Here is a 22,763-nt window from a genome sequence, read left to right as displayed (position 1 = left end):
TTTATTTTCAATACGTAGGAAATATGCTATTCTTGTCAACGAATGTGAAAGGAGATACATACCATGTCACAACTAGATATTTCTTCCCTCATCCTACTCGGATTTGCAGGACTCGGCATTGTAAGCGGCAATTCTACCGTTACGATCGCAATGGTGGTTCTTCTGCTGCTCCGCGTGACGAACATGCAGAGCCTATTCCCTTGGATTGAGAAGTACGGACTAACCGTAGGCATCATTATCTTGACGATCGGAGTCATGGCACCGATTGCAAGCGGCAAAATGTCCATCGATACGATCGCGCAATCCTTTATGAATTGGAAGTCGCTGTTAGCTATTGCCGTCGGAATCCTCGTTGCGTATTTGGGAGGCCGCGGCGCCCAATTAATGACTCAATCTCCAACTGTGGTCGCTGGTCTGCTCGTAGGCACCGTTCTTGGCGTGGCCTTGTTCCGCGGTGTTCCGGTCGGCCCTCTCATTGCAGCAGGCATACTGTCATTGCTGCTCGGGAAATCATAACGACGACCTCGAATCATCTTCATCATACGATGATTCCTGATATACGGCAAATCACCTATTAGGGCTATTTTGCTCACATAGCAGCTGCTTTAGCTGTCGCATATTAGCAGTTCAGCAGCAAATATGATCAATGGGATAAGGCACGTCAAATGTTAAATTTGTGCAACAAAATGATTGACAATATTTCATCCACAGTGCTAGAATCAACAAGCAGACAGGACGATAACAATGAATCGTCCAACTAAATTCATGCAGAAAGGCAGGTAAACTCCATGTTGACAGTACAATTGCTAAATCAACACATTGATAACGCAGCCGCAGCACAAGCAATTTCATATCAGTGGAGCCCTGCTGAACCGAGCGATCTGATTGGTTTCTAACGATTAGATCGAACGGAAGAATGAATCCATTTCGATAGATCATGAGGTACTGATTGGGTAATCGCCAATCAAGTGCCATGATGGATTTCGGATCGTGGAATCAGGATTGGACAACGGGCGCTCACCGCTCGTACATATGACCTTATTCATCAAGGGATATCGTTTACGAACGGTATGCCCTTTTTTTATTGTCTGGCGATCAATCTGCAACAAATGACAAAGGATGTGAATGTATGTTTTCCGTACTAGGAAAGCTCGGCTGGTTCTTTAAAGAACACAAAACGAGATACTTAATCGGGGTAACCCTGCTCATCGCAGTAGGCATACTTGAACTTCTGCCTCCCCGACTGCTTGGTAATGCTATCGATGAGATCGTAACAGGTGCGATCACGTGGCAGTCTCTAACGAAGTACCTATCTTACATTCTCGGTTCCATGGTGATCATTTATGGAATTACGTATGTATGGATGTATCAAATCTTCGGAGGAGCCAACCTTGTGGAGCGCAAGCTGCGCTCCAAGCTGATGCGCCAGTTCTTGAAGATGACGCCTTCGTTCTTCGAGAAGAATCGTACAGGCGACTTAATGGCGCGATCAACGAATGACCTGCGTTCCGTTGCCATGACAACTGGCTTCGGCATGCTTACCTTAACCGACTCGACTGCATTTCTCGCGACCGTGCTTGTCGCAATGCTTATAATGCAGTGGAAGCTGACACTTGCGGTGCTGCTCCCGCTGCCCTTCATCGCCATCGCGATGAAGATATTCGGCAAGAAGATTCATGAGCGCTACACCATTGCACAGGATGCGTTCGGCAAAATGAATGATCAGGTGCTCGAATCAGTTGGCGGTGTACGCGTACTTCGCGCCTATGTACAAGAGAAATCAGATGAACAGCACTTCCGCAACATCGTACAGGACGTGTATGAGAAGAATGTCGCTGTTGCCAAAATTGATGCGTTGTTCGATCCCGTTATTCGCTTGTTTATCGGGCTTAGCTACATGATCGGGCTTGGATTCGGTGCTTATCTGATTATTCATAATGAGATGACACTAGGTGAATTGCTGACATTCAATATGTACCTTGGATTTATGATCTGGCCAATGTTTGCCATTGGCGAACTTATCAATGTTATGCAGCGTGGGAATGCCGCAATGGATCGGGTAAACGAAGTTCTTCATTACACCCCAGATGTACAGGATGCAGCGCAACCTAAGGAAGTCGATGTTCCAGCAACCTTCACTTGGAAGCATTACAAATTCCAGTATCCATCGTCGACGGTGCCTAATCTGGAGGACATTTCACTTACGCTGCGCAAAGGTCAGACGTTGGGCATTGTCGGACGTACCGGCAGCGGCAAGTCAACGTTCATTAAACAATTGCTGCGGGAATACCCGATTGGGAATGGTCAGTTCTTAATCAATGACGTGCCGCTCGATCAAATTCCAATGGATCAACTCCACAGCTGGATCGGTTATGTGCCGCAGGAGCAAATTCTATTCTCAAAAACCGTGAAAGAAAATATTCTACACGGTTCAGAACATGGTACGGAACAAGATGTGATGAATGCCATCGATACGGCCTCCTTCACACATGACCTTCCTACCCTGGTCAACGGTATCGACACGATCGTTGGTGAGAAAGGTGTGGCGCTGTCTGGCGGTCAGAAGCAGCGTGTATCTCTGGCACGTGCCTTCATTAAAGACCCAGAAGTGCTTATTTTGGATGATGCCCTCTCTGCGGTAGATGCACGGACAGAAGCGAATATTATTAAGAATATTCGTGAGCAGCGTGCTGGCAAGACGACACTCATTACAACACACCGTCTGTCTGCCATCGAGCATGCAGATATGATTATTGTCATGGATGACGGACGCATCGTCGAGCAAGGCACGCACGAGCAACTGCTCCAGCAAGGCGGCTGGTATAAGGAACAGTATGACCGCCAGCAATTGGAGTCTGGATTGTAAGAAGGGAGGAAATACAACGTGGAAATGGAACAACAAAAAGAAGCGCCTCGTCATGTAGGCAGACGATTGTGGCGCTATGCGTTGAAATATAAAGGTACGTTCATACTTGCACTACTCATGTTGGCGCTGGCCGTGGCGGCAGAACTGTCCGGCCCATTCATCGCCAAGACGATTATCGATAAGCATATCTTGGGGATTGAGAAGCCCTATTATGAAGTTAATGCGCTAGCAGAGGGTGCCATCACATACGAAGGACGTACCTTAAAGCGCGAGGATCGCTTTGAGCCTGGCGAGGAGAAAGGCGCCGAAGCACGCATTCTGCAAGTCGGCTCCCAATTCCTATTCGTGAATGGACACATTCCTGAACAAGCAACGGGTGATCGGATATTCAAGGATGGAACCTTGACGATCGGAACGGGCGATACGGCTTATAGCTCCCCTGCTGTCGTCATGTCTCTGCAAGAAATATTGCATTTCTACGAGCCGGAGATTGCAAGCATCGTGAAGTTGATGGCTCTCTATTTTGGATTGCTTGTCGTGAGTATCTTCATGAGCTTCGGCAAGACACTTGGCTTACAGACGGCTGCGAACCGAGTTATTCGAACACTTCGCGGCGATGTCTATGCCCATGTGCAGCGTCTGCCAATCCCGTACTTCGATAACCTGCCCGCAGGGAAGGTTGTCTCACGTGTAACCAATGATACCGAAGCAGTGAAAGACTTGTTCGTCTCCGTACTGTCGAACTTCACATCCGGGATCATTACGATATCTGGTATTTATGTCGCACTGTTCATCTTGGATGTAAAGTTGGCGCTCGTCTGCATGTTCGTGCTGCCACTTATCGTATTGTGGGTTATTCTGTACCGTAAGTTCGCAACTCGCTACAACAAGATCATTCGTTCGCGACTGAGCTCCATTAACGCCATGATCAACGAATCGATCCAAGGGATGCCTGTCATTCGTGCATTCCGCCGTCAGCGTCACACAATGGATGAATTCAATGCCATGAACGACGAGTACTTTACGTACCAGAATAAGATGTTGAACTTGAATGCATTCACCTCGCACAACTTGGTTAATGTATTGCGCAACATTGCATTTGCGGTTGTGCTCTGGTATTTCGCTGGCGCTTCCTTGAGCGGCTCCGGGATCATCACGCTCGGTGTGCTGTATGCATTCACCGATCTGTTGAACCGCTTGTTCCATCCAATTATCGGAATGGTGAACCAACTAGCCAATCTCGATTCATCCATCGTCTCGGCTGGGCGTGTCTTCGAGCTCATGGATGAATATGGCGAAGAGCTCGACGAAGGCTCCATGCCGCGCTATAAGGGGCATGTTGAGTTTGACAGCGTCTCCTTCGCATATAAGGAAGATTACGTCCTGAAGAACATCAATTTCGAGGCGAAGCCAGGACAGACGGTTGCTCTCGTCGGCCATACTGGTTCCGGAAAGAGCTCGATAATGAACTTGCTCTTCCGTTTCTACGACCCGCAAAAAGGGGAAATCCGCATTGACGGTACGCCTATCACGAGCGTTCCGAAGCAATGGATTCGTGAGCATATGGGAATCGTGCTGCAAGATCCGTTCCTCTTCACCGGAACAATCGCCAGCAATGTCAGTCTCGGCGATCCGCGCATTTCGCGCCAACAGGTGGAGGACGCCTTGAAGGCCGTCGGCGCAGATCGAATATTGAAGCAGCTTCCGAACGGTATTGATGAGCCCGTTATCGAGAAGGGAAGCACACTCTCAGCCGGACAGCGTCAGTTGATTTCCTTCGCCCGTGCTCTAGCGTTCCAGCCTTCCATCTTAATCCTGGATGAGGCAACTGCGAACATTGATACGGAGACAGAGGCTCTGATTCAAGAGGCACTCGATGTATTGAAGCGTGGACGTACCACATTCATCATCGCCCACCGCTTATCGACGATTCGCAGTGCGGATGTGATTCTTGTGCTCCATCGTGGTGAGATTGTAGAACAAGGCTCCCATGATGAGCTTATGGAACTGCAAGGACGTTACTATAAGATGTACCAGCTCCAGCAAGGTTCAGTCGCTGCGCCTATAGAGCATACCGCAGCAGTTTTATCCAGTACGAAGCTTGGCACGAGTTCGGCTTCTGCTGTCCCTACGACCTAATCGATCATGTTCAATAAGAAGAGCGTTCACTACGTCTGCATAAGCAGACATGGTGAACGCTCTTTCTGATCGATACAATCATTTAACGCAGGGAACACTTATTTTTAATAAAGTGGATTTGATTCTCTACTCGATTGAGTTCCTGCTCCAGATCATAAGACATGCCTCCAATCGCCTTTGAACGAAGCGATTCAAGTTCTGCCTTAAGCTGCGGCAAATCGGTACTTGCCTGAGAGCAGGAGTAGTCGCTCTCCAGATTCAGATGATCCATCGATTTGGCATCCTCCTTGAAAGGCGTTAGACAACAGGAAAGGCAATACTTCATAACTGCAATATCGAGGATAAGCCAACATGATTGCTGTATACATGCTTAATTGTTATTGCAGTTACTTGTGTTTGCCTTTTGCATTATTGGCATCTGAAGTACGCGTCGTCGTATTTTGACGGGAATGTCCTTGTTGTTTATGTGCCATTTGTTTACACTCCTTTGTCTTGTGCTTTGTCGTCTGTCATCCATGAGTTGGGAAGGTCAGCATTGCACGCAAGTTCATTCCTTCTTCCGGAAGTACGAGGCATCAGGCATCATATAATGAATGAGTATCCGTCTAGCCTTGCTGCTTCGGAATCTGGTTCAAGCTTGCTGCCCGGTGGGCAATCTTGCCTAGCTTCGGAGTTACTTGCTCCTCCATGATGCTGGCCTGATTCTGTTGTTGATGAATTCGCTGCGCTTTGTTATGCGGCATATCACTCACCTCCACTTATAGACTTCCCGCTTACCCCACATTTATAACGTCTTATGCCGATCTAATTCCTGTAGGATCTCTTCAAGTATCTTCAAACATATCTTGGGACTATCCTCCGAGCACAACCCGATCATCCACAAATTTCTCCCCACGAACACGCTCGAACTCGCGAAGCAAGGAATCTACCGTTAATGTCTGCTTCGACTTCGACGGAATATCAAGCACGATTTTCCCCTTATCCATCATGATAAGGCGATTGCCTAGCCGAATGGCCTGCTCCATGTTGTGTGTCACCATGAGTGTAGTAAGCGCTGATGCTCGCACAATCTCTTCTGTTAGACGAGTAATAAGCTCTGCACGGCCAGGATCAAGGGCTGCCGTATGCTCATCAAGCAGCAAGATACTAGGCTGCGTGAACGTGGCCATCAATAAGCTTAAGGCTTGGCGCTCACCGCCAGATAATAATCCCACCTTAGCGTTCAAGCGATTCTCCAAACCAAGCTTAAGTCTGGACAATTCCTCTTTGAACAAGGTTCGGCGAGCGCGCGTAACACCGAATCCCAGCCCCCGTCTCGTTGCACGGCGCAGGGCAATAGACATATTTTCCTCAATCGTCATATCCGGTGCCGTTCCAGCCATCGGGTCTTGGAACACACGACCGATCCAGCGACTCCGGCGATGTTCTGACATGGATGTTACCTCATGACCATCTAACGAGACGCTACCTACATCAGGCGCAATCACTCCGGAAATAATATTCATTAGGGTCGATTTGCCTGCTCCATTGCTACCTATAACCGTAACGAAGTCGCCAGGTTGTAAATGCAGTTGAATATGAGACAATGCCATCTTCTCATCAGCCGTATTCGCATTAAAAAACTTACTTACCTGATTGACATGCAGCATCCCTATTCACCACCCTTTTGAATCATCTGGATAGCACGAAGCTTGCTTGCACGACGTTGATTCCATGACTTGCGAATCATCGGTATCGTTAAGGCAACAATAACGATAATTGCTGTGAGCAGCTTCAAATCGGTTGCATTCATTTGCATTCGCAAAGCAATTGCGATAATGACCCGATACAGCACAGCACCTAGCACCACAGCTAGCGTAGCACGCATGATCGTGCGATGGCCAAATATCGCCTCACCGATAATGACAGAGGCCAGCCCCACAACAATCATGCCTACCCCGGATTGGATATCCGCGAACCCTTGGGATTGCGCGACAAGTGCGCCTGATAGAGCAACAAGTGCATTCGAGAGACTGACGCCAAGAATAATCGTATTGTCGGTATGCACACCGAAGCTGCGAATCATCCGCGGGTTGTTCCCCGTCGCGCGCAGTGACAAACCAATTTCCGTACGCAAAAACCAGTCCAGACCAAATTTAATAAGCAGCGCAAATGCTCCCATTACCAAAAGCAGCGTAAATCCATGCGATAGAGGCGTCAGCAGCGTCTCATTCTGCATCAGGCCAATATTGGCCTTGCCCATAATCCGCAAATTAATGGAATGCAAAGCAATCATCATCAATATGCCAGATAGAAGTGCGTTGATTTTCCCCTTCGTATGAATAAGACCCGTAATCATGCCTGCAATTCCACCACCGAGAAATGCAAGCAGCGTACCAATCCAAGGCGATATGCCCGAAGTTATTGATAATGCAGCGATCGCTGCACCCGTCGTAAAGCTTCCGTCTACCGTTAAATCCGGGAAATCAAGTATGCGAAATGTTAAGTATACCCCTAACGCCATTACAGCATATAACACGCCTAACTCGGCCGATTTCAGCATCGCTAATCCAAATCCATCCACGAGCCATCGCTCCTTCCTCGATTCGTATAAATGAACGAACGGCCCGTATCGAAATCAACTCGAACAACCAACATGATTGCGGTCGCCAAGCCGTTATCGTACAGGCCGTATGTAGTGCAGTAGTGCGGCTGCCTGTGCTTACACTTGATGCGCGATTAGAGCCTCATAGAACGGTTCGGTAAAGCATGATTCTGCTCTCTTTCGTCTTCCGCATGTGCAGCGAAGCAATGCCTACCGTCTTTATTGGAACAAGTTCTCCGGCTTGACCTGCTGCTTCATCGCATCCGATACATCGAATCCTTGAGCAGCTGCAGCCTTCAGGTTCAACGCCAAATCGAGAGATTCAGGAATACGAGCAGGAACATCAGCCGGTTTCTTGCCGTCCTTAAGGATTTCAACAGCCATCTTGCCGGTCGTATAACCTAGATCGAAATATTCGAAGCCGAAGGAAGCAACACCGCCGTTCTTTACTGAGTCTTTCTCTGCAACGAACACCGGAATCTTATTGTCATTGCCCACACCAATAACCGAGTTCAACGCACTTACGACTGTATTATCAGAAGGAACATAAATGGCCTGCACCTTGCCAATAAGCGATTCCGCAGCTTGCTTCACTTCCGAGCTATTCGTTACAGGGGCTTTGACAACCGATAACCCGAGCTTTGTTAGAGCTTCCTCAGCTTTCTGGACATTGACTACGGTGTTTTGCTCGCCTTCATTCGCGATGATGCCTACTGATGCAATATTTTTGACATTGTCCTTAATGAACTCCATCAACTTGGAGATCGCTTCCGGATGCAGATCTGTCGTTCCCGTCACATTGCCGCCAGGGCTCTCCATGCTCTGCACAAGACCCGCTCCTACAGGATCCGTAACCGCCGTAAACAGCACAGGAATATCCTTCGTCTCCTTCGCTGCAGCTTGAGAAACCGATGTGCCAATCCCTAAAATGAGATCCACTCCGCCCGTCGCGAATTTCTGCGCGATCGTAGCTGCATTTGTCTGATCACCCTGAGCATTCTGATGATCCAGTACTAAGTTCTCTCCTTCGACATAACCATTATCCTTTAATGCTTGAACGAAGCCTTTATAGGCCTCATCGAGGGATGCATGATTGACAACCTGGGTAATGCCAATTTTGACTTTCTTGCCTTCAGCAGAGCCCTTAGCTCCTCCGCTCCCTTCACTAGTGGCATTATTGGCAGATCCACCATTCCCACATGCAGCTGCAAACAGCATCAGAAGCAACATAATTGCAGTCATAACAAGATGACGACGAGATTTCATCATGACCATTCTCCCTTTCACATCATAAATTCTTGTAAACTATCATTTTTCTTGGTTCACCACAACACTAACGTTGTTAGCAGTGGTCAATTTCAACAAAAAAATGATTTACCACATAAAAGCATAAAACCACAAAAGCTTAAAAGCATGATCCAAGTAACGCGTTATAGGCATATTGTACCTACATATTCCAACTCGTCAATAATAACGTTTGATAAATATGGCATTTTCTAGTATTTTATTTCATTTTTTTGTGTTTTTCTCTCCTACATATAAAACAGCCACCCCTTCAGACATCGTAGTTTGAAAGAGTGGCTGTCATGTATGATTGTTTTCAAATGTATTTCTAAGCATGAAACGCAAGCAGAACAAGGTGCATCAGGAAGCCTCGAGACTTATCCGCTTCCTACGATATTCAATTTCAGCAAGAAGCATATCGACAAATGTAGCCTCCAATTGCATACGAACAGCTTCCTCATAAGCTTCTTGTAGTGATTCGTCGGTCAATAACGTGTACATAACGTGTAGATTATACCCCTTTGTTCACGTCTCTGTAATCACGTCTGCGTGCCACGCCATCCGCATAGGCCGCATCTACGACCGCATCACGAACCTTCGGCACAACTTGTGCATTAAAGACGCTCGGAATGATATAGAGTTCATTCAGCTCATCGGCAGGTACAACTTCAGCAATTGCATGTGCCGCTGCCAGCTTCATACGTTCTGTCACCTTGGACGCACGGCAATCCAGCACGCCGCGGAACAGCCCTGGGAAACAGAGAACATTATTGATTTGGTTCGGGTAATCCGAACGGCCTGTTGCAATAATGCGAGCAATATCTTCGATTTCGTCCGGATCGATTTCTGGAGTCGGATTGGCCATAGCAAATACGATTGGGTCGGAAGCCATTGTCATGACATCCTCTCTCTTCAATACACCTGGCCCGGATACGCCGATAAATACATCCGCACCTCGGATAACATCACTCAGAGAACCGCTCTCTAAGTTCGGATTTGTCTTCGATGCGTACCGATTCCATGCTTCATTTTCATACACGGTATCGCGTACTAGCGCACCCTGACGATCGACACCAATGATATTCACAACTCCTGCTGTGAGCAGCATCTCCGTGCATGCCATTCCGGCTGCACCTACGCCGCACAGCACAATCTTGCAATCTTCGATCGACTTGCCAACGATACGCAACGCATTGAGAATTCCCGCCAGCATGACTACAGATGTACCATGCTGATCATCGTGGAAAATAGGAATATCCAATTTCTCGCTTAATCTCTGCTCAATTTCAAAGCAGCGCGGTGCCGATATGTCTTCCAAGTTAATGCCGCCAAATGCCGGCGCAATCGCTTCAATCGTTCGTATGATTTCTTCCGTGTCCTGCGTATCCAGACAGATCGGGAAAGCATCTACATTGGCAAACTGCTTGAACAGCATTGCCTTCCCTTCCATAACTGGCATTGCTGCTAGTGCTCCAATATTGCCAAGCCCCAGCACTGCCGTTCCATCCGAGATGACGGCAACCGTATCCCGCTTAATCGTCAGCGTATAGGCGCGGTTAGGATCTTCGTGGATAGCCATACATACACGGGCAACGCCTGGCGTATACACGCGTGACAGATCGTCACGGTTACGAATCGGTACTTTCGGGGTCATTTCAATCTTGCCGCCGAGGTGCATCAGGAATGTCTGATCCGAGACGTTCACGATCGTAACACCCTTCAGCTGCTTCAACCGCTGTACGATGCGATCACCTACACTGCCATCATACACATTGACCGTAACGTCTCGTACTGTAAATGCCGGTGTGCCGCGAATGACGTCTATCGCAACAATATCCCCGCCGCTCTCGCCGATTGCTGCTGCAATCTGAGCAAATGTACATACATGCTTGTCAATTTCCATTCGAATAATAATATTCGTGCTTGAACCTAGTGACTTGGCCATGGCTTGCACTCTCCCCTGAATCAACTGCTTCCTTAACGTTACAGACGTTCCAGTATACTAGCCAACAATGCAGTTCGACGCGGCAACTCATGCAGCCAAATAAATTCCGACGGTGAATGTGCGCCATCTCCGCGCACACCTAATCCATCGAGCGTTGGTGCTCCACATGCTGCTATGAAATTCCCGTCGCTTACACCGCCCGTGCTTGTCTCCTCCAACTCCAAGTTCAATTGTTCTTTCGCTGCTTCTCTAGCTATCTGATACAGCTTCGCAATCGAATCTGTCCGCTCCATAGGGGGACGATTCATGTCTCCAGTCAATCGGAGACGAACATCGGGATGAATTGAAGCAAGTCCATGAATCCTCTCTACAAATCGATTGAAATCTTCCATCGTCCGGACGCGCACATCAATGTCTGCTTCGGCATAATCGGCTACCACATTGGCTCCAATCCCACCGCTTATTTTACCAACGTTCACATGTATGCCGCGTTCTGGATCCGACATACGGTGAAGTTGAATAATTTGATGTGCTAACTCTTCGACCGCAGATACGCCCGATTCGGGATTGACACCCGCATGTGCTGCTTGTCCCTCAACAGATAGATAGAATCGACCACTACCCTTGCGAGCTGTCTTCAATGCTCCAGTAGGCTCCATCGGCGGCTCTAGCACGAAGGCCGCCTCGCAGTCTCTCGCATAGAATTCAATCCATTGTCGCGAAGTTGGACTTCCAATTTCTTCATCACTATTAATTAATAACACAATTGATAGCTGTTCGGGAAGTCTGTTTGTAAATTGTAGAATTTTTATCGCAAATAATGCTTGGATCAAGCTCGCCTTCATATCATATACACCGGGCCCGTAAGCTCGTTTGCTGTCTACGCGGAATGGCCTTCTCTTCGTCTCTCCCGCAGGCCATACGGTATCCGCATGGCCTACGAGCAATATGCTCCTCGGACCGCTGCCTACGCGAACGACGAGTCTATCTCCATATCTATCATTCGGAACTCGTTCTACTACTGCTCCAAGTTCCTTCTTGAAGCAAGCCTCATACCAATCTATCATCCGGTCGGTTAACTCTTTATTCGTTGATGGGGAATCCATATTCACACTCTGCTCCAGCAGGGCAAGCATTTCGGGCAGCCACCGTTCCAATTGCTCTACGAATTTCATATCTACTTTACCTGCCTTAATGGGATTGCGAATTGGAGCCGAACAATCGATCCAACCCGTACACCCGTTCTAAGATGAAGATAAATACGAGACTTAGCAATATCATGATGGAAGAAATAGACGCGACAAGCGGTGTTAACGATTCCTGCATATAATTGAAGATAGCCATCGGAAGTGTTGTCGTTGATGGAGATATTAAGAATAAGGATACCGTGACATTATCGAATGACGTCAGAAACGCAAACACCATTCCTGAGAAAATAGCAGGCCGGATAACTGGCAGGGTAATGTCCCAAAACGTGCGAATCGGATTCGCACCTAGAATAGCCGCAGCCCGCTCCAATGTATAATCGAAGGAACTGAGCCCGGTCAGCACAAGCCGTACGACGTATGGTACCGAGATCAAGATATGAGAGAGCAGCAACCCCGTAAAGGTACCAGCAAGTCCAATTCTCGTAAAAAATAGAAGTGCAGATATCCCTATAATCAAGGAAGGTACTGTCAATGGGGACAAGAGCAGCGCGTTGATCGCTCCACTCCCCTTGGGCTTATATTTGTGCAGTGCGAATGCAGCCAGTGTACCAATGATTGTCGCGATTACAGCTGTAATGGATGCCAGCTTCACACTTACCCAAAATGACTCAATGAACTCTGGACGGTCAAAAATTTTCACATACCACTGCAGCGAAAAGCCCTCTGGTGGAAAGCGAAGCACCCCCGTCGAAGTAAATGAGGTGGGCACGATAATAAGGAGCGGCGATATGACCATTAGAACGACGAGAAACGTAATGATGCCAAGCGGCGAAATTCGAAATCGTTTCGATTCGTTCATCATGACGAGAACACCTCCTTATATCGTTTCGTCTCAACCAATCGTGTAAATAGAGCCACGAGGCCAAGCGTCGAGCCAAGAAGCAAAAAGGCAAGCGCTGCGCCAAGCGACCAATCATAGGCAGCCATCATCTTCTCGTAGGCGATAACCGGCATTACCTTCACAGATGTCCCCCCCATAAGTGCAGGCGTGACAAAGGCACTCATCGCCAAGCTGAACACAAGCGTCGTGCCGGCAAATATGCCAGGCATGCTTAGCGGCAGCGTCACACTGAAGAACATCCGCGAACGGGAAGCACCTAGTATCCCTGCGGCCTTATACAGGGAAGCATCTACTGCATATAGGCTCGTTGCAATCGCAAGTACCATATAGACAATTAATGAATCTGCAAGGCCGATAACGACGCCAAGCTCGTTGTACAACAGACGCAGCGGTTTCTCAATTACTCCTAGCGAGATAAGGGTGTTATTAATGAAGCCATTGTCGCCTAAGATGACCACCCAGCCGAAATTCCGGATGACGACGCTAATAAGATGAGGAGAAATAATGAGAAACGTAATGAATCCCCGCATTTTGGGCGTTGCCTGCGCCATATACATGGCTACGGGATAGCCAAGTAGCAGGCACACGATAACTGTGTACAGACTAAGCTTGATTGTTCGCCACAGCACCTCTACATAGTACGGATCTTGAAAAAATAATACATATTGCTCCAGTGTGAATGCACCAGTTCCTCCATCTTCACGAATGCTAATTACGAACATGTACAGCATCGGCAGTACAAATACACCCAGTATCACGATCAGGCTGGGAACAAGCAGCAGTAGAGCTGCCCAGGACTTACTTCCTGCGGGCTTCGCCATATGCTAGCCCTCCTTCCGCGGGAAGACGATGACATCTTGCTCATCCCATGTAAGCTTCACCAGCTGTTCGTCTGACACATGCTGATGACGACGCTGGGAATGAGTTCGCACACTGATCAAACCATCGGCTGTTCGTACAACCATCTCTCCATATGAGCCAAGGAAGGACACCAGCGAAACAGCTCCATGCGAGCAATTGGATTCAATCGAGGAATCTCCAGCTTCCGATCGTGCCGCTTCCATTCGAATATGTTCAGGCCGGACATAAGCGAGCACCTGCTCTCCTTCCTTGAACGAGTATCCCTTCCGTTCAGCCTTCAGCCTTATTCCTCCTGCTGTACGCAGCTCCCCCCAATGATCGTTTACAGCAACGACAGTAGCTTCGAAGCGATTGGATTTGCCAATAAACTCATGCACGAACGCTGAGGCTGGCTCATGATAGATTTGCTCAGGAGTCCCAATCTGCTCTACAGCTCCGTGATCAAGCACGACAATTCGATCAGAGAGATACATTGCTTCTTCTTGATCATGTGTGACAAATATCGTCGTTACGCCGATTTCCTGCTGCAGACGCTTCATTTCCTCCCTTAATTCCTCTCTTAGCTTCGCATCGAGATTACTAAGCGGTTCATCCAGCAGCAGCAGTGACGGCTCCGTCACAAGTGCCCGAGCGATAGCGATCCGCTGCCGCTGTCCTCCTGACAATTGCTTCGGATATCGATCAATGACATGCGGAAGCTTCACGAGATCAAGCACCTTCTTCACGCGATCCGCCATCTCCGACTTCGATGTCTTTCTCAGCTTCAAGCCGTATGCAACATTTTCCCCGACTGTCATATGCGGAAATAAAGAGTACGTCTGAAATACCATGCCGAGATCTCGTTTATTCGCAGGAACACCACGCATGGATTTGCCTTTAATTCGCAGTTCTCCTCCATCCGGTTCTAAGAAGCCGGCGATCATATTTAATGTCGTCGTCTTCCCACAACCCGAGGGCCCGAGGAAAGTAACACACTCTCCCCGTTCCACTCCCAAGTTGAAATTGTCAACGACGACCGTTCCACCGAAGCGCTTATGAACGCCCTGCAATTCTACGTCGTACGTGATCGTCATGAGCATATCCCCCATCCTGATTATCTATAAGTTATTTACCTACGAGAGGTGCTACTTCCTTATTGAACTGATCGAGCCATTGCTTCGTATTGTCACTAATGACACCATAGTCAAATTTCACAATTTTACTTTTATCAAAATCAAGCAGCTTCGCCGTATCCTCAGGCAGCTTCACATCAACAGCCGTGTTGTAATACAACTTCGTCGCGTACAGCGTCTGTACTTCGTCCGTCAGCAGGAAATCGATGAATGCTTTGGCCGCATTAGGATGCTTCGCACCCTTGATTAAGGAAGCGACGTTCGGCACGATGTTGGCGCCTTCTTTCGGAATGACGAACTGCAAGTCCACGCCTTGATCCTTCTGTACGATACTTCTTGCCATCGTCCAAGCTGTATAGGCTGCCGTGTTATTTTGCAAATTCTGCTGCAGCTGAGCCGCAGTCTTCGCGAATGTCGGCATATAACCTGCGATTGTCTTCAGTTTATCGAAGCCTGCAGCCATGTCCTTCTCAGAACCGCCATTGGCATAAGCAAGCATAATGGTGGCTGAACGGCCGAAGTTGCTCGACATTTCTGTCAGCGTAATATTTCCCTTCATGGCAGGAAGAGCAAGATCATTCCAAGACTCCGGTACAGGCAGTCCCTTCTCCTTCACCAGCTTGACATTGTATGAGATGCCCATTGGGGTATAGTTGACCGTTACGCCGCTGTTTTCATTGATCTTCAGTTGTTCGTCAACTTTGGACATATTCGGAATCTGTGCAGGATCGAGTGCTTCCCATAGTCCCTTCTCGCGGCCTGCCTCCTGCTCGCCACCTTCAATGACGGCTACATCAATTTGCGGAGATCCCTGCTGCGCCGTGACCTTGGCCACAATATCTGTCGATACGCCCGATACATAGGACAGCTTTACGTCTGGGTATTTTTCATTGAACTTTTTGAAAATTTCGTCCTTCATCAAGGTCTCCACCGTAGCTCCATTCCCGGCGATAACCAGTTCACCTTCCACAGACGAACCATTGGAACCGCTTCCATCTTTGCTGCTGGAATTTGAAGATCCGCAAGCAGCCAACAAAGAGCCGATCAAGGTTAAAGTTAATATCAATGATGCCCAGCGACGTGCTTTCATTGTATTCCTCCCCCAAATTTGTTCACTATTCGTGAACAGTGTTTATAATTGGTGAATCTTGGTTTGATTTTAGCATAGGGGCATGGTATGTTCAATATAGAACCATGAAATTTGTCACATTTTAACACAATTTGTACCCAGCCTCGCACAATTACTTGAACAACGCCATATTTCCATTTGTCAGCATCATGCCATCAATTGAAAATATCGGCTAGTACGATCATAGGAGAGAGAATATGGAGCACTATCTGTCATCCGTTCAGAAATGCTGTACACTGCTGAAGCTGTTTCTTCACGGATCGAAGGAATGGGGAGTCACGGATTTAAGCCGCGAATTGCAGTGGTCTAAGGGGGCTGTCCATAAAATGCTGACCACCTTGGAGAGCGAAGGACTGATCAAGCAGCATCCACGGACGAAGCTGTATTCATTAGGGTATACACTGCTGGAATTAGGAAATAAGGTAAAAAATGATGATGATATGGTCAGCTTTGCAAGACCTTACTTGCAGCAGCTCGCAGACTTGACGAAGGAGTCGGTATGCTTATGTATTCGCGATCAGCAGGATGCTATCTATGTCGACAAGCTCGACTCCCCGCTGCCAATCCGCTTTATCATTGATGCCTATAGGCGGTTTCCGCTCTATGCGACAAGTGCCTCGCGCGTTATTCTGGCCTATAGTTCGGAGTCGCTGCAGCAGACCTTGCTTGAAGAACCAATGACTGCCTTCACGAACTACTCCATCACGGAGCGCGAGCAAATGAGCGAGCGTCTTGCAAATATCCGTGAACAGGGCTATGAGATGAGCTCGAACATGCGCAATATTGGCGTAACCGGCATTGCTGCACCGATTTTCCATGGTGATGGCTCTGTACATGCATCTATTAGCTTAATCGGCCCGAGTGATCGAATGGAGCCTCATGTCGATCGCTGGATCAGCATGCTGCTGCAGGTGACCCAAGAGATGTCGCGCCTGCACGGCTTTAGTTAGACGCGTATCCTTGCAAGCAACGCATCGCCCTCATCATACATAAGGGAAGCTGGATTGAAGAGGAACCTTCCCCTTAATCCGCTTCCCTTATTGTTGTTTTGCTATTAGATGAGTACGATTAGCATACCGTAACCGTTACTCACGGTTCAGTTCGAGCCACTGCGACCCGTCATGTTTATTGATCGTAAACGTGAAGCCTAGCATTTGCGACAGTGAGCGGAGCGGAACATATAATTGCCCATCCTTCACTTCTGGTGCTAGCGGCATGACAAGCGTCTGCCCACCAACCTTCGCCTGCTTGCTATTCATCGTTAGTTCCGCTACTGCTCCCGTAATATCATCAGTTATGGTCAGCTTCGTCTTGCCTTCCCATTTCAGCTTCGCATCGAATTCCTCCGTAATAAAGCGCAGCGGAACCATCATCGTTCCACTCTTCGTATACGGCAGCGCCATATCATCATAGAACCAGTCGTCATAGTTCGTTGTTGAGACTGGGATTGTCGTCCACTTCTTCGTTACTCCCACTTGCTTCAGCCATTTGTGCGCTACAGATGAAGGGTCGAAATGTCTGAGCCACTTGCCAGGCGTCATCTCTGGATCTGTTAGGGATACGTAAGAGGAGAAATCCACGTCATCCACCTTCACATTACCATTTAGGTTGCTGTATTCGGTTGATTGGTTAATGGTAACCTTCTTGAACGGAGCGCCAGCAGAAGCCGGAACAGCGATCGCCAGCGATGCATTCAGCTTGCGAATATTCGATTCCTGATCTGCATACAGATCCAAGACGAGCTTCGTATCTGGCCCGAGCAGAACGGCCGCGTCCGGATTGCTCTTCACCCAAGCCTCATAACCTTGATCCAGCTGTGAAATGATGGATGGCAGCTGTTCCTTGAACATTTTGTACGCCGATAATCCAAATGCCTCGCCATCCTTCAGCATATCTGGAACCTCTCCCTCCATCTCAGGAGCTGCTTGCGCTAGCGCAGCCGTTAGCATCGGTACGTACCACTTGCCCATTTCCAGAAACCAAGCCTTCATGCCCTCTTCGTCCTTCAGAGCGGATTGAAGCAGTTGCTTCACCCATGGCACCAGTTCATTGCCTCCGAATTCAATATGGAGCTGCGATAATGGCAGCGATTGTCCCATTATTTGCTCTGTGACTTGCTTTACAGATGCATTTTGAGGATTCGGTGCATGCTTGCCAAATAGCGTTATCGTAGATTCAGTAAAAGCCTTCAATTGCTTTGAGGCAGGTTGAACAGTAGATAAAAGTTGAGTATTCATATCATTGCTCATTACAATAGGGGATTTAGCTCCCTCCAGCTTAAGCACCATGCGATTGTCTTTCCAGCCGATTGTGAACGGAACCTCGTCGCTTGCCACCTTCAGCTTGCCACTCATCGAAAAACGCTGGGCATCCTGCGCCTTCACTTGAATCGTCAATTGCGCATCGTTGAATGCTTTTATCATTGCAGTATCATCATCTTGCAGCTTGCCAGATGCCGGCTCAAAATGAATGCTCATCGTCTGCTGTGCTTCATACGAGTTGATGTCCAGCTGCTTCTTCATGACCTTCGTTACATCAAGTCCGCCAATTGATTGACAGCCTGTAAGCAGCACAAGCACTGCCGCCATGCACATTGCTAACCACTTGCATGTTTTCATGTCCCGTTTCCCCTCTTTCCATTTCATATCGAATACCTGCCTTTACAATTCCGCTCCGATACGTAAGCTGTATGTATCTCATGACCATTATGAAGGACATCGGAATACCGTGTAAAGAAATAATTCCAACAATATATCGGAGATCCCCTGTTGGCTGCAGTTACTCCTGCAATTACTCTAGTGGTTGTTCTTGTAGTTGTTCTTGCAATTCATCTCCATCTATATCAGCAGTCCTCCAACCGTCTCACTGCCTGAATAGAAAAAGCGCTGCCAGCTATATTCCAAGAATACAGCGAACAGCGCCAATTGTAGCAATGCCTATTCAATCATCATATGGAAGTACTAGACATCTAATTAGCTATTCGTTCATTGTGGAAAATCACTGAACTCCGCTTCATTCCACATTGCAAATTACAGAACCTTGATTGGAGCCAAGCTCCACACTTCCTGATGGGTTGCTACAGCTTCTGGTTCCAAGGTAACAAGCGGTCCGAGTGACTCTAGTTCCAATATATGCTCGTTCGTATACAATTCAAAGGAGCAGCCCCCGTCCGGATAACTCGCACCAGAAATCGGTTCATAGCGCTTCTCAAAAACGATTCCATTTCTTGTATAAGACGCCTTGCCCTCCTCTTGAAGCATACCGAACTTGAACGCTTGCTTCAGGTGAGCAACTTGCTTCACTTCGATGTGTCGTTCTCCCCATGTCACCCGTTCATCATTCATAGCAGCATATGGCCACAGCGAAATGGAGCGGTTCGGGAGCAGGCCGGTATCTCTTGTAATCTGCGGAACAACAGCTGTACCACCCGGTGCCATAACCGTGATCGCCCACGGTGCCAGCTGAATCGGCCATGCTCCCTTATTGGCAATACGGTGGATGACAACGACGTCGTCTTGCTGAAAAATCAGCTCGATCTCCTTGGCGCATTGCGTCCATGGTTCTACCGGAGCAATCAATCTCACGCCTGACGCTGTTCGTACGTATTCAATAGGCCGATCATCCGGCGTGTACGTCCGTGGATAAGCTTCTGGACTTGCCCATAACCGATGCCCGCCGCGAAGCAGCCAACCGTCGCTGCCTAAGGCATGGAACGCTTCTCCCTCCTGGCGGATTGCCCCTTCACGATCCTCGAACAGCATATTTTCTTGACCGCATAAGCTGAAATGCATAATTCGGATGCCAAATGTTAGCGGCACAATTACCTCATAGGTTCCATTCTCTAGGTGCAAACTCTCGCCCCAGCGTTCATGCTGAATGGTATTCATCTGTAAAGCAGCCACTGCCGCTCCCCCTTCCGTCCTCATTCCCTTTTGATCTTCTCTCTATACTGCTTTAATGGAACTATTACGTACTTTACTATCTATGCGATTCAATCGTTTATACTAACAATCAATAACACTCAGCAACACTCGTTAATACTTATGTTTCACTATCACTTACATCTCAGTATCAACAGAATTCAGTATCTCTTATATCTCAGTATTAATAGAATTCAGCATCACTTATATTTAAGTATCAATAGGATTCAATTGTTAATATTACGATGTCTTCCAAAATTCGCTCATGGCTTTACTTGCTCATACCCACATGCCATGGCGAAGCGGCAGAAGGCCTCGCGTCCCAACTCATCATGCTTGAATACGCCCGCTTGACCCAGTATGGTCACAAACTTATTGCCGATCTCATGCAAAATGACCTGTCTAGCCTTATCAACTGCCATAATCCCGTATTGATCCAGTAATTGATCCACCCAAACACGATGAGGATATAGGCTATCGGTTTCTTTCAGTTGATCCCTTGCCTCCCCCCATTGTCCTTGTTCGGACAACAGAGTCGTAATCCGCTCAATATCTTGCTTCAGACGCCCTGGGAGAATCGCAAGCCCCATCACTTCAATTAAGCCGATATTTTCTCTCTTAATATGGTGATGCTCTCGGTGTGGATGGAATATGCCCTCAGGGTGAACCTCATCTGTGCGATTGTTGCGAAGCACCAAGTCCATCTCGAATAACGAACCCCGGCGCCTTACAATTGGCGTAATCGTATTGTGACGAATCGATTCCCCGCCACGAGTCGTACTCGCTGCAATCCCTACGCTGTCATCACTGTACAGCTTCCACTGCTCATAGATTTCATCCGCACATTGAAGCAGGACATCCGGCTGCTCACCTTGCAGGCGCAGTACTGACATCGGCCAGCGAACAATCCCTGCGGTTACGCCAGGGTATGCCGAATGCGTGAACCGAGTCTCGATCGGCGCTCGTTCAATTGGGAACGTATGTCTGCCCGCTTGGAAATGATCATGACTGAGGATCGATCCGCCTACAATGGGCAGGTCAGCATTAGAACCAATGAAATAATGCGGGAATTGCTCCGTAAAGTGCAGCAAACGTGCAAACGTATTACGCGTTAGCTTCATCGGAATATGCTCACTGTTGAAAATAATGCTGTGCTCGTTATAATACACATACGGCGAGTATTGGAAATACCAGGATTCTCCGTTCAACTCCACTGGGAGAATGCGCAAATTTTGCCGGGCAGGATGATCCAGTCTTCCTGCATACCCTACATTATCCGCGCAGAGCAGACATTCGGGATAGTGAGATGCGGACAACTGTGCAGCAAGCGCAATTTCCTGCGGATTCTTCTCCGGCTTCGACAAGTTGATCGTCATTTCGATTTCACCGAACTCACTCATATGGAGCCAGTATTCATTGTTGCGGACACGATCAGTCCGAATATAATTGCACTTTTGATTGAGACGATAGAAATCATCGGTTGCCCGCTCCATTCCATCCGTCATCCGTATCCGTTGGAAACGGTCCTGCATCTCAGAAGGACGCGCCATGAGAAGCCCCATAATCCGAGCATCAAGTAGATCGCACTGCGTAATAGTGCAATCTGGAAGAATGCCGCTCTCATAGGCATAATCCAGCAGCTCATCGAGTATAGGATGCGGTTCATCCGGAATTGCTTCCCATTGCCCATCTCGGAAGCTTGAACAAGGCTCTGGCAATTGGAATAAAGCTAATAGCTGATTGCGAACATAGGGCATATCAAGCCGATTCATCAGATCATGATGTACTGCATATCGAATCAAGGTCTCAACCGCGAAGCTTGCCCGCTGGGCAGATGCTCGCGACAGAGCTAATCCTTCCACACCTTGTGTCATCTCGCATTCCTCCTCAGCTATCGTATCCGTGTGGACGTGCTTGATGCCATTTCCAAGCACTCTCGATCAACACATTCAGATCATCCCGCTTCGGATTCCAGCCCAGAACAGACTTCGCTTTGTTAGCCGATGCGATAAGCACAGCAGGGTCTCCGGCTCGGCGCTCTTCCACCACAGTTGGTACACTTCTTCCCGTAACCCGTTCTGCTGTCTGGATCACTTCCAGAACCGAAAACCCGTTGCCGCTGCCCAGGTTGAACACATCGCTCTGACCGCCGCCGCGCAAGTATTCAACTGCCAGCACATGGGCATCAGCCAAGTCGCTGACATGGATATAATCACGAATGCATGTGCCGTCAGCTGTAGGATAGTCGTTGCCGAACACCTTCATTTCCTTCCGCTGGCCAAGTGCTGTCTGCAATACAAGTGGAATGAGGTGCGTCTCAGGTCTATGATCTTCGCCGATCTTGCCATTCGCATGAGCGCCAGCCGCATTGAAGTAACGCAGCGAAACGTAGCGAATATCATGTGCTTGATCGAACCAGCGCATCATCCGCTCCATCGTCAGCTTCGTCTCCCCGTATACATTCGTCGGGTTCGTCGCTTCTGTCTCTTCGATCGGTGTGCGCTCCGGCTCCCCATAAGTTGCTGCAGTTGATGAGAATACAATCCGGGACACTTGATGCTTGCGCATCGCTTCAAGCAGAACAAGCGTGCCGTGGACATTGTTATCGTAATATTTCGCAGGATTGCTCATGCTCTCGCCTACAAGTGAGTAGGCAGCAAAATGAATGACTGCATCAATAGAATGTTGCGCAAATACAGAATCGAGAAATGCGCTATCGCGAATATCACCAATATGAAGCGTACCGCCAAGAACCGCATCTTTATGTCCAGTCTCTAACGAATCTACAATCACGACCTCTTCACCGCGCGCCAGCAATTCTGCAACCGTATGCGAACCAATATACCCTGCTCCACCTGTAACTAATACTGCCAT

20 protein-coding genes are annotated in these 22,763 nt (G+C 48.2%); 4 read left to right on the top strand and 16 right to left on the bottom strand.

Translation table 11 applies throughout. The features are described from left to right. Window positions 1–63 precede the first annotated feature (63 nt). From M3661_RS03135 to M3661_RS03125, 3 genes are all read left to right on the top strand, one after another. On the top strand, window positions 64–516 hold the full coding sequence (locus M3661_RS03135; protein WP_021260612.1) for a DUF441 domain-containing protein: 453 nt from the start codon (window positions 64–66) through the stop codon (window positions 514–516). A 613-nt stretch (window positions 517–1,129) separates the two neighbouring features. Next, entirely contained in the window at window positions 1,130–2,866 is a 1,737-nt protein-coding gene (locus M3661_RS03130) for an ABC transporter ATP-binding protein (protein ID WP_251482251.1), read from the top strand. 24 nt (window positions 2,867–2,890) lie between these two features. Continuing rightward, window positions 2,891–5,005 carry an ABC transporter ATP-binding protein gene (locus M3661_RS03125; protein ID WP_251482718.1) on the top strand — a complete coding sequence of 705 codons (2,115 nt, stop codon included), beginning with the start codon at window positions 2,891–2,893 and terminating at the stop codon, window positions 5,003–5,005. Between the two features lie 82 nt (window positions 5,006–5,087). On the opposite strand, the gene M3661_RS03120 is transcribed toward M3661_RS03125, so the two are convergent. The 12 genes from M3661_RS03120 to M3661_RS03065 all read right to left on the bottom strand — a co-directional run bounded on the left by M3661_RS03120 (window position 5,088) and on the right by M3661_RS03065 (window position 15,930). Further along, complete coding sequence (locus tag M3661_RS03120; RefSeq protein ID WP_021256963.1) at window positions 5,088–5,276, bottom strand: hypothetical protein; 189 nt, start codon at window positions 5,274–5,276, stop codon at window positions 5,088–5,090. 334 nt (window positions 5,277–5,610) lie between these two features. Continuing rightward, window positions 5,611–5,748 (bottom strand): hypothetical protein, encoded by a 138-nt coding sequence (locus tag M3661_RS03115; RefSeq protein WP_175400525.1) that lies wholly within the window; start codon window positions 5,746–5,748, stop codon window positions 5,611–5,613. Between the two features lie 108 nt (window positions 5,749–5,856). Then, the gene (locus tag M3661_RS03110; RefSeq protein ID WP_065291970.1) at window positions 5,857–6,654 is read right to left on the bottom strand and encodes an ABC transporter ATP-binding protein; all 798 of its coding nucleotides are present in this window, start codon (window positions 6,652–6,654) and stop codon (window positions 5,857–5,859) included. A gap of 2 nt (window positions 6,655–6,656) precedes the next feature. After that, window positions 6,657–7,568, bottom strand: coding sequence for an ABC transporter permease (locus M3661_RS03105; RefSeq protein WP_094183158.1), 912 nt, complete (start codon window positions 7,566–7,568; stop codon window positions 6,657–6,659). 240 nt (window positions 7,569–7,808) lie between these two features. Next, window positions 7,809–8,855: an ABC transporter substrate-binding protein gene (locus tag M3661_RS03100; protein ID WP_251482716.1), complete on the bottom strand. Its 1,047-nt coding sequence runs from the start codon at window positions 8,853–8,855 to the stop codon at window positions 7,809–7,811. 378 nt (window positions 8,856–9,233) lie between these two features. Then, window positions 9,234–9,374, bottom strand: a complete 141-nt coding sequence (gene sda / locus M3661_RS30190) for a sporulation histidine kinase inhibitor Sda (protein WP_083189260.1) — start codon at window positions 9,372–9,374, stop codon at window positions 9,234–9,236. A gap of 10 nt (window positions 9,375–9,384) precedes the next feature. Beyond that, window positions 9,385–10,818, bottom strand: coding sequence for an NAD-dependent malic enzyme (locus M3661_RS03090; RefSeq protein ID WP_021256967.1), 1,434 nt, complete (start codon window positions 10,816–10,818; stop codon window positions 9,385–9,387). A gap of 38 nt (window positions 10,819–10,856) precedes the next feature. Next, window positions 10,857–11,993, bottom strand: coding sequence for a M20 family metallopeptidase (locus tag M3661_RS03085; protein WP_065291971.1), 1,137 nt, complete (start codon window positions 11,991–11,993; stop codon window positions 10,857–10,859). 16 nt (window positions 11,994–12,009) lie between these two features. Then, window positions 12,010–12,828, bottom strand: coding sequence for an ABC transporter permease (locus M3661_RS03080; protein ID WP_021256969.1), 819 nt, complete (start codon window positions 12,826–12,828; stop codon window positions 12,010–12,012). Then, window positions 12,825–13,688, bottom strand: coding sequence for an ABC transporter permease (locus M3661_RS03075; RefSeq protein ID WP_065291972.1), 864 nt, complete (start codon window positions 13,686–13,688; stop codon window positions 12,825–12,827). The genes M3661_RS03080 and M3661_RS03075 overlap by 4 nt, the downstream gene beginning before the upstream one ends. A 3-nt stretch (window positions 13,689–13,691) precedes the next feature. Then, on the bottom strand, window positions 13,692–14,801 hold the full coding sequence (locus M3661_RS03070; RefSeq protein WP_065291973.1) for an ABC transporter ATP-binding protein: 1,110 nt from the start codon (window positions 14,799–14,801) through the stop codon (window positions 13,692–13,694). Window positions 14,802–14,832: 31 nt separating this feature from the next. Continuing rightward, window positions 14,833–15,930 carry an ABC transporter substrate-binding protein gene (locus M3661_RS03065; protein WP_021256972.1) on the bottom strand — a complete coding sequence of 366 codons (1,098 nt, stop codon included), beginning with the start codon at window positions 15,928–15,930 and terminating at the stop codon, window positions 14,833–14,835. Between the two features lie 236 nt (window positions 15,931–16,166). Here M3661_RS03065 and M3661_RS03060 point away from each other — a divergent pair, with 236 nt between their 5' ends. Continuing rightward, on the top strand, window positions 16,167–16,919 hold the full coding sequence (locus M3661_RS03060) for an IclR family transcriptional regulator (RefSeq protein ID WP_251482248.1): 753 nt from the start codon (window positions 16,167–16,169) through the stop codon (window positions 16,917–16,919). Between the two features lie 135 nt (window positions 16,920–17,054). On the opposite strand, the gene M3661_RS03055 is transcribed toward M3661_RS03060, so the two are convergent. The 4 genes from M3661_RS03055 to galE form a co-directional block, all read right to left on the bottom strand. Beyond that, the gene (locus tag M3661_RS03055; protein ID WP_251482245.1) at window positions 17,055–18,587 is read right to left on the bottom strand and encodes a copper amine oxidase N-terminal domain-containing protein; all 1,533 of its coding nucleotides are present in this window, start codon (window positions 18,585–18,587) and stop codon (window positions 17,055–17,057) included. A gap of 411 nt (window positions 18,588–18,998) precedes the next feature. Next, entirely contained in the window at window positions 18,999–19,871 is an 873-nt protein-coding gene (locus M3661_RS03050) for a hypothetical protein (protein ID WP_028531373.1), read from the bottom strand. A gap of 281 nt (window positions 19,872–20,152) precedes the next feature. After that, window positions 20,153–21,763 carry a UDP-glucose--hexose-1-phosphate uridylyltransferase gene (locus M3661_RS03045; protein WP_065291976.1) on the bottom strand — a complete coding sequence of 537 codons (1,611 nt, stop codon included), beginning with the start codon at window positions 21,761–21,763 and terminating at the stop codon, window positions 20,153–20,155. 13 nt (window positions 21,764–21,776) lie between these two features. Beyond that, window positions 21,777–22,763 carry a UDP-glucose 4-epimerase GalE gene (gene galE / locus M3661_RS03040; RefSeq protein ID WP_065291977.1) on the bottom strand — a complete coding sequence of 329 codons (987 nt, stop codon included), beginning with the start codon at window positions 22,761–22,763 and terminating at the stop codon, window positions 21,777–21,779.

This window comes from Paenibacillus sp. MER 180 (assembly GCF_023713665.1).
Classification (GTDB): domain Bacteria; phylum Bacillota; class Bacilli; order Paenibacillales; family Paenibacillaceae; genus Paenibacillus_B; species Paenibacillus_B suaedae.
The sequence above is the reverse complement of the archived record's forward strand: the minus strand, read 5'-3'. Positions and strand labels throughout refer to the sequence as shown.

What these genes read in the sequence shown, in the direction of transcription:
- sda (WP_083189260.1), bottom strand. Translation starts at nt 9,374, where the DNA reads ATGTACACGTTATTGACCGACGAATCACTACAAGAAGCTTATGAGGAA.
- M3661_RS03075 (WP_065291972.1), bottom strand. Translation starts at nt 13,688, where the DNA reads ATGGCGAAGCCCGCAGGAAGTAAGTCCTGGGCAGCTCTACTGCTGCTT.
- M3661_RS03085 (WP_065291971.1), bottom strand. Translation starts at nt 11,993, where the DNA reads ATGAAATTCGTAGAGCAATTGGAACGGTGGCTGCCCGAAATGCTTGCC.
- M3661_RS03070 (WP_065291973.1), bottom strand. Translation starts at nt 14,801, where the DNA reads ATGACGATCACGTACGACGTAGAATTGCAGGGCGTTCATAAGCGCTTC.
- M3661_RS03100 (WP_251482716.1), bottom strand. Translation starts at nt 8,855, where the DNA reads ATGAAATCTCGTCGTCATCTTGTTATGACTGCAATTATGTTGCTTCTG.
- M3661_RS03080 (WP_021256969.1), bottom strand. Translation starts at nt 12,828, where the DNA reads ATGATGAACGAATCGAAACGATTTCGAATTTCGCCGCTTGGCATCATT.
- M3661_RS03135 (WP_021260612.1), top strand. Translation starts at nt 64, where the DNA reads ATGTCACAACTAGATATTTCTTCCCTCATCCTACTCGGATTTGCAGGA.
- M3661_RS03120 (WP_021256963.1), bottom strand. Translation starts at nt 5,276, where the DNA reads ATGGATCATCTGAATCTGGAGAGCGACTACTCCTGCTCTCAGGCAAGT.
- M3661_RS03065 (WP_021256972.1), bottom strand. Translation starts at nt 15,930, where the DNA reads ATGAAAGCACGTCGCTGGGCATCATTGATATTAACTTTAACCTTGATC.
- M3661_RS03060 (WP_251482248.1), top strand. Translation starts at nt 16,167, where the DNA reads ATGGAGCACTATCTGTCATCCGTTCAGAAATGCTGTACACTGCTGAAG.
- M3661_RS03115 (WP_175400525.1), bottom strand. Translation starts at nt 5,748, where the DNA reads ATGCCGCATAACAAAGCGCAGCGAATTCATCAACAACAGAATCAGGCC.
- M3661_RS03055 (WP_251482245.1), bottom strand. Translation starts at nt 18,587, where the DNA reads ATGAAAACATGCAAGTGGTTAGCAATGTGCATGGCGGCAGTGCTTGTG.
- M3661_RS03130 (WP_251482251.1), top strand. Translation starts at nt 1,130, where the DNA reads ATGTTTTCCGTACTAGGAAAGCTCGGCTGGTTCTTTAAAGAACACAAA.
- M3661_RS03110 (WP_065291970.1), bottom strand. Translation starts at nt 6,654, where the DNA reads ATGCTGCATGTCAATCAGGTAAGTAAGTTTTTTAATGCGAATACGGCT.
- M3661_RS03045 (WP_065291976.1), bottom strand. Translation starts at nt 21,763, where the DNA reads ATGACACAAGGTGTGGAAGGATTAGCTCTGTCGCGAGCATCTGCCCAG.
- M3661_RS03125 (WP_251482718.1), top strand. Translation starts at nt 2,891, where the DNA reads ATGGAACAACAAAAAGAAGCGCCTCGTCATGTAGGCAGACGATTGTGG.
- M3661_RS03090 (WP_021256967.1), bottom strand. Translation starts at nt 10,818, where the DNA reads ATGGCCAAGTCACTAGGTTCAAGCACGAATATTATTATTCGAATGGAA.
- galE (WP_065291977.1), bottom strand. Translation starts at nt 22,763, where the DNA reads ATGGCAGTATTAGTTACAGGTGGAGCAGGGTATATTGGTTCGCATACG.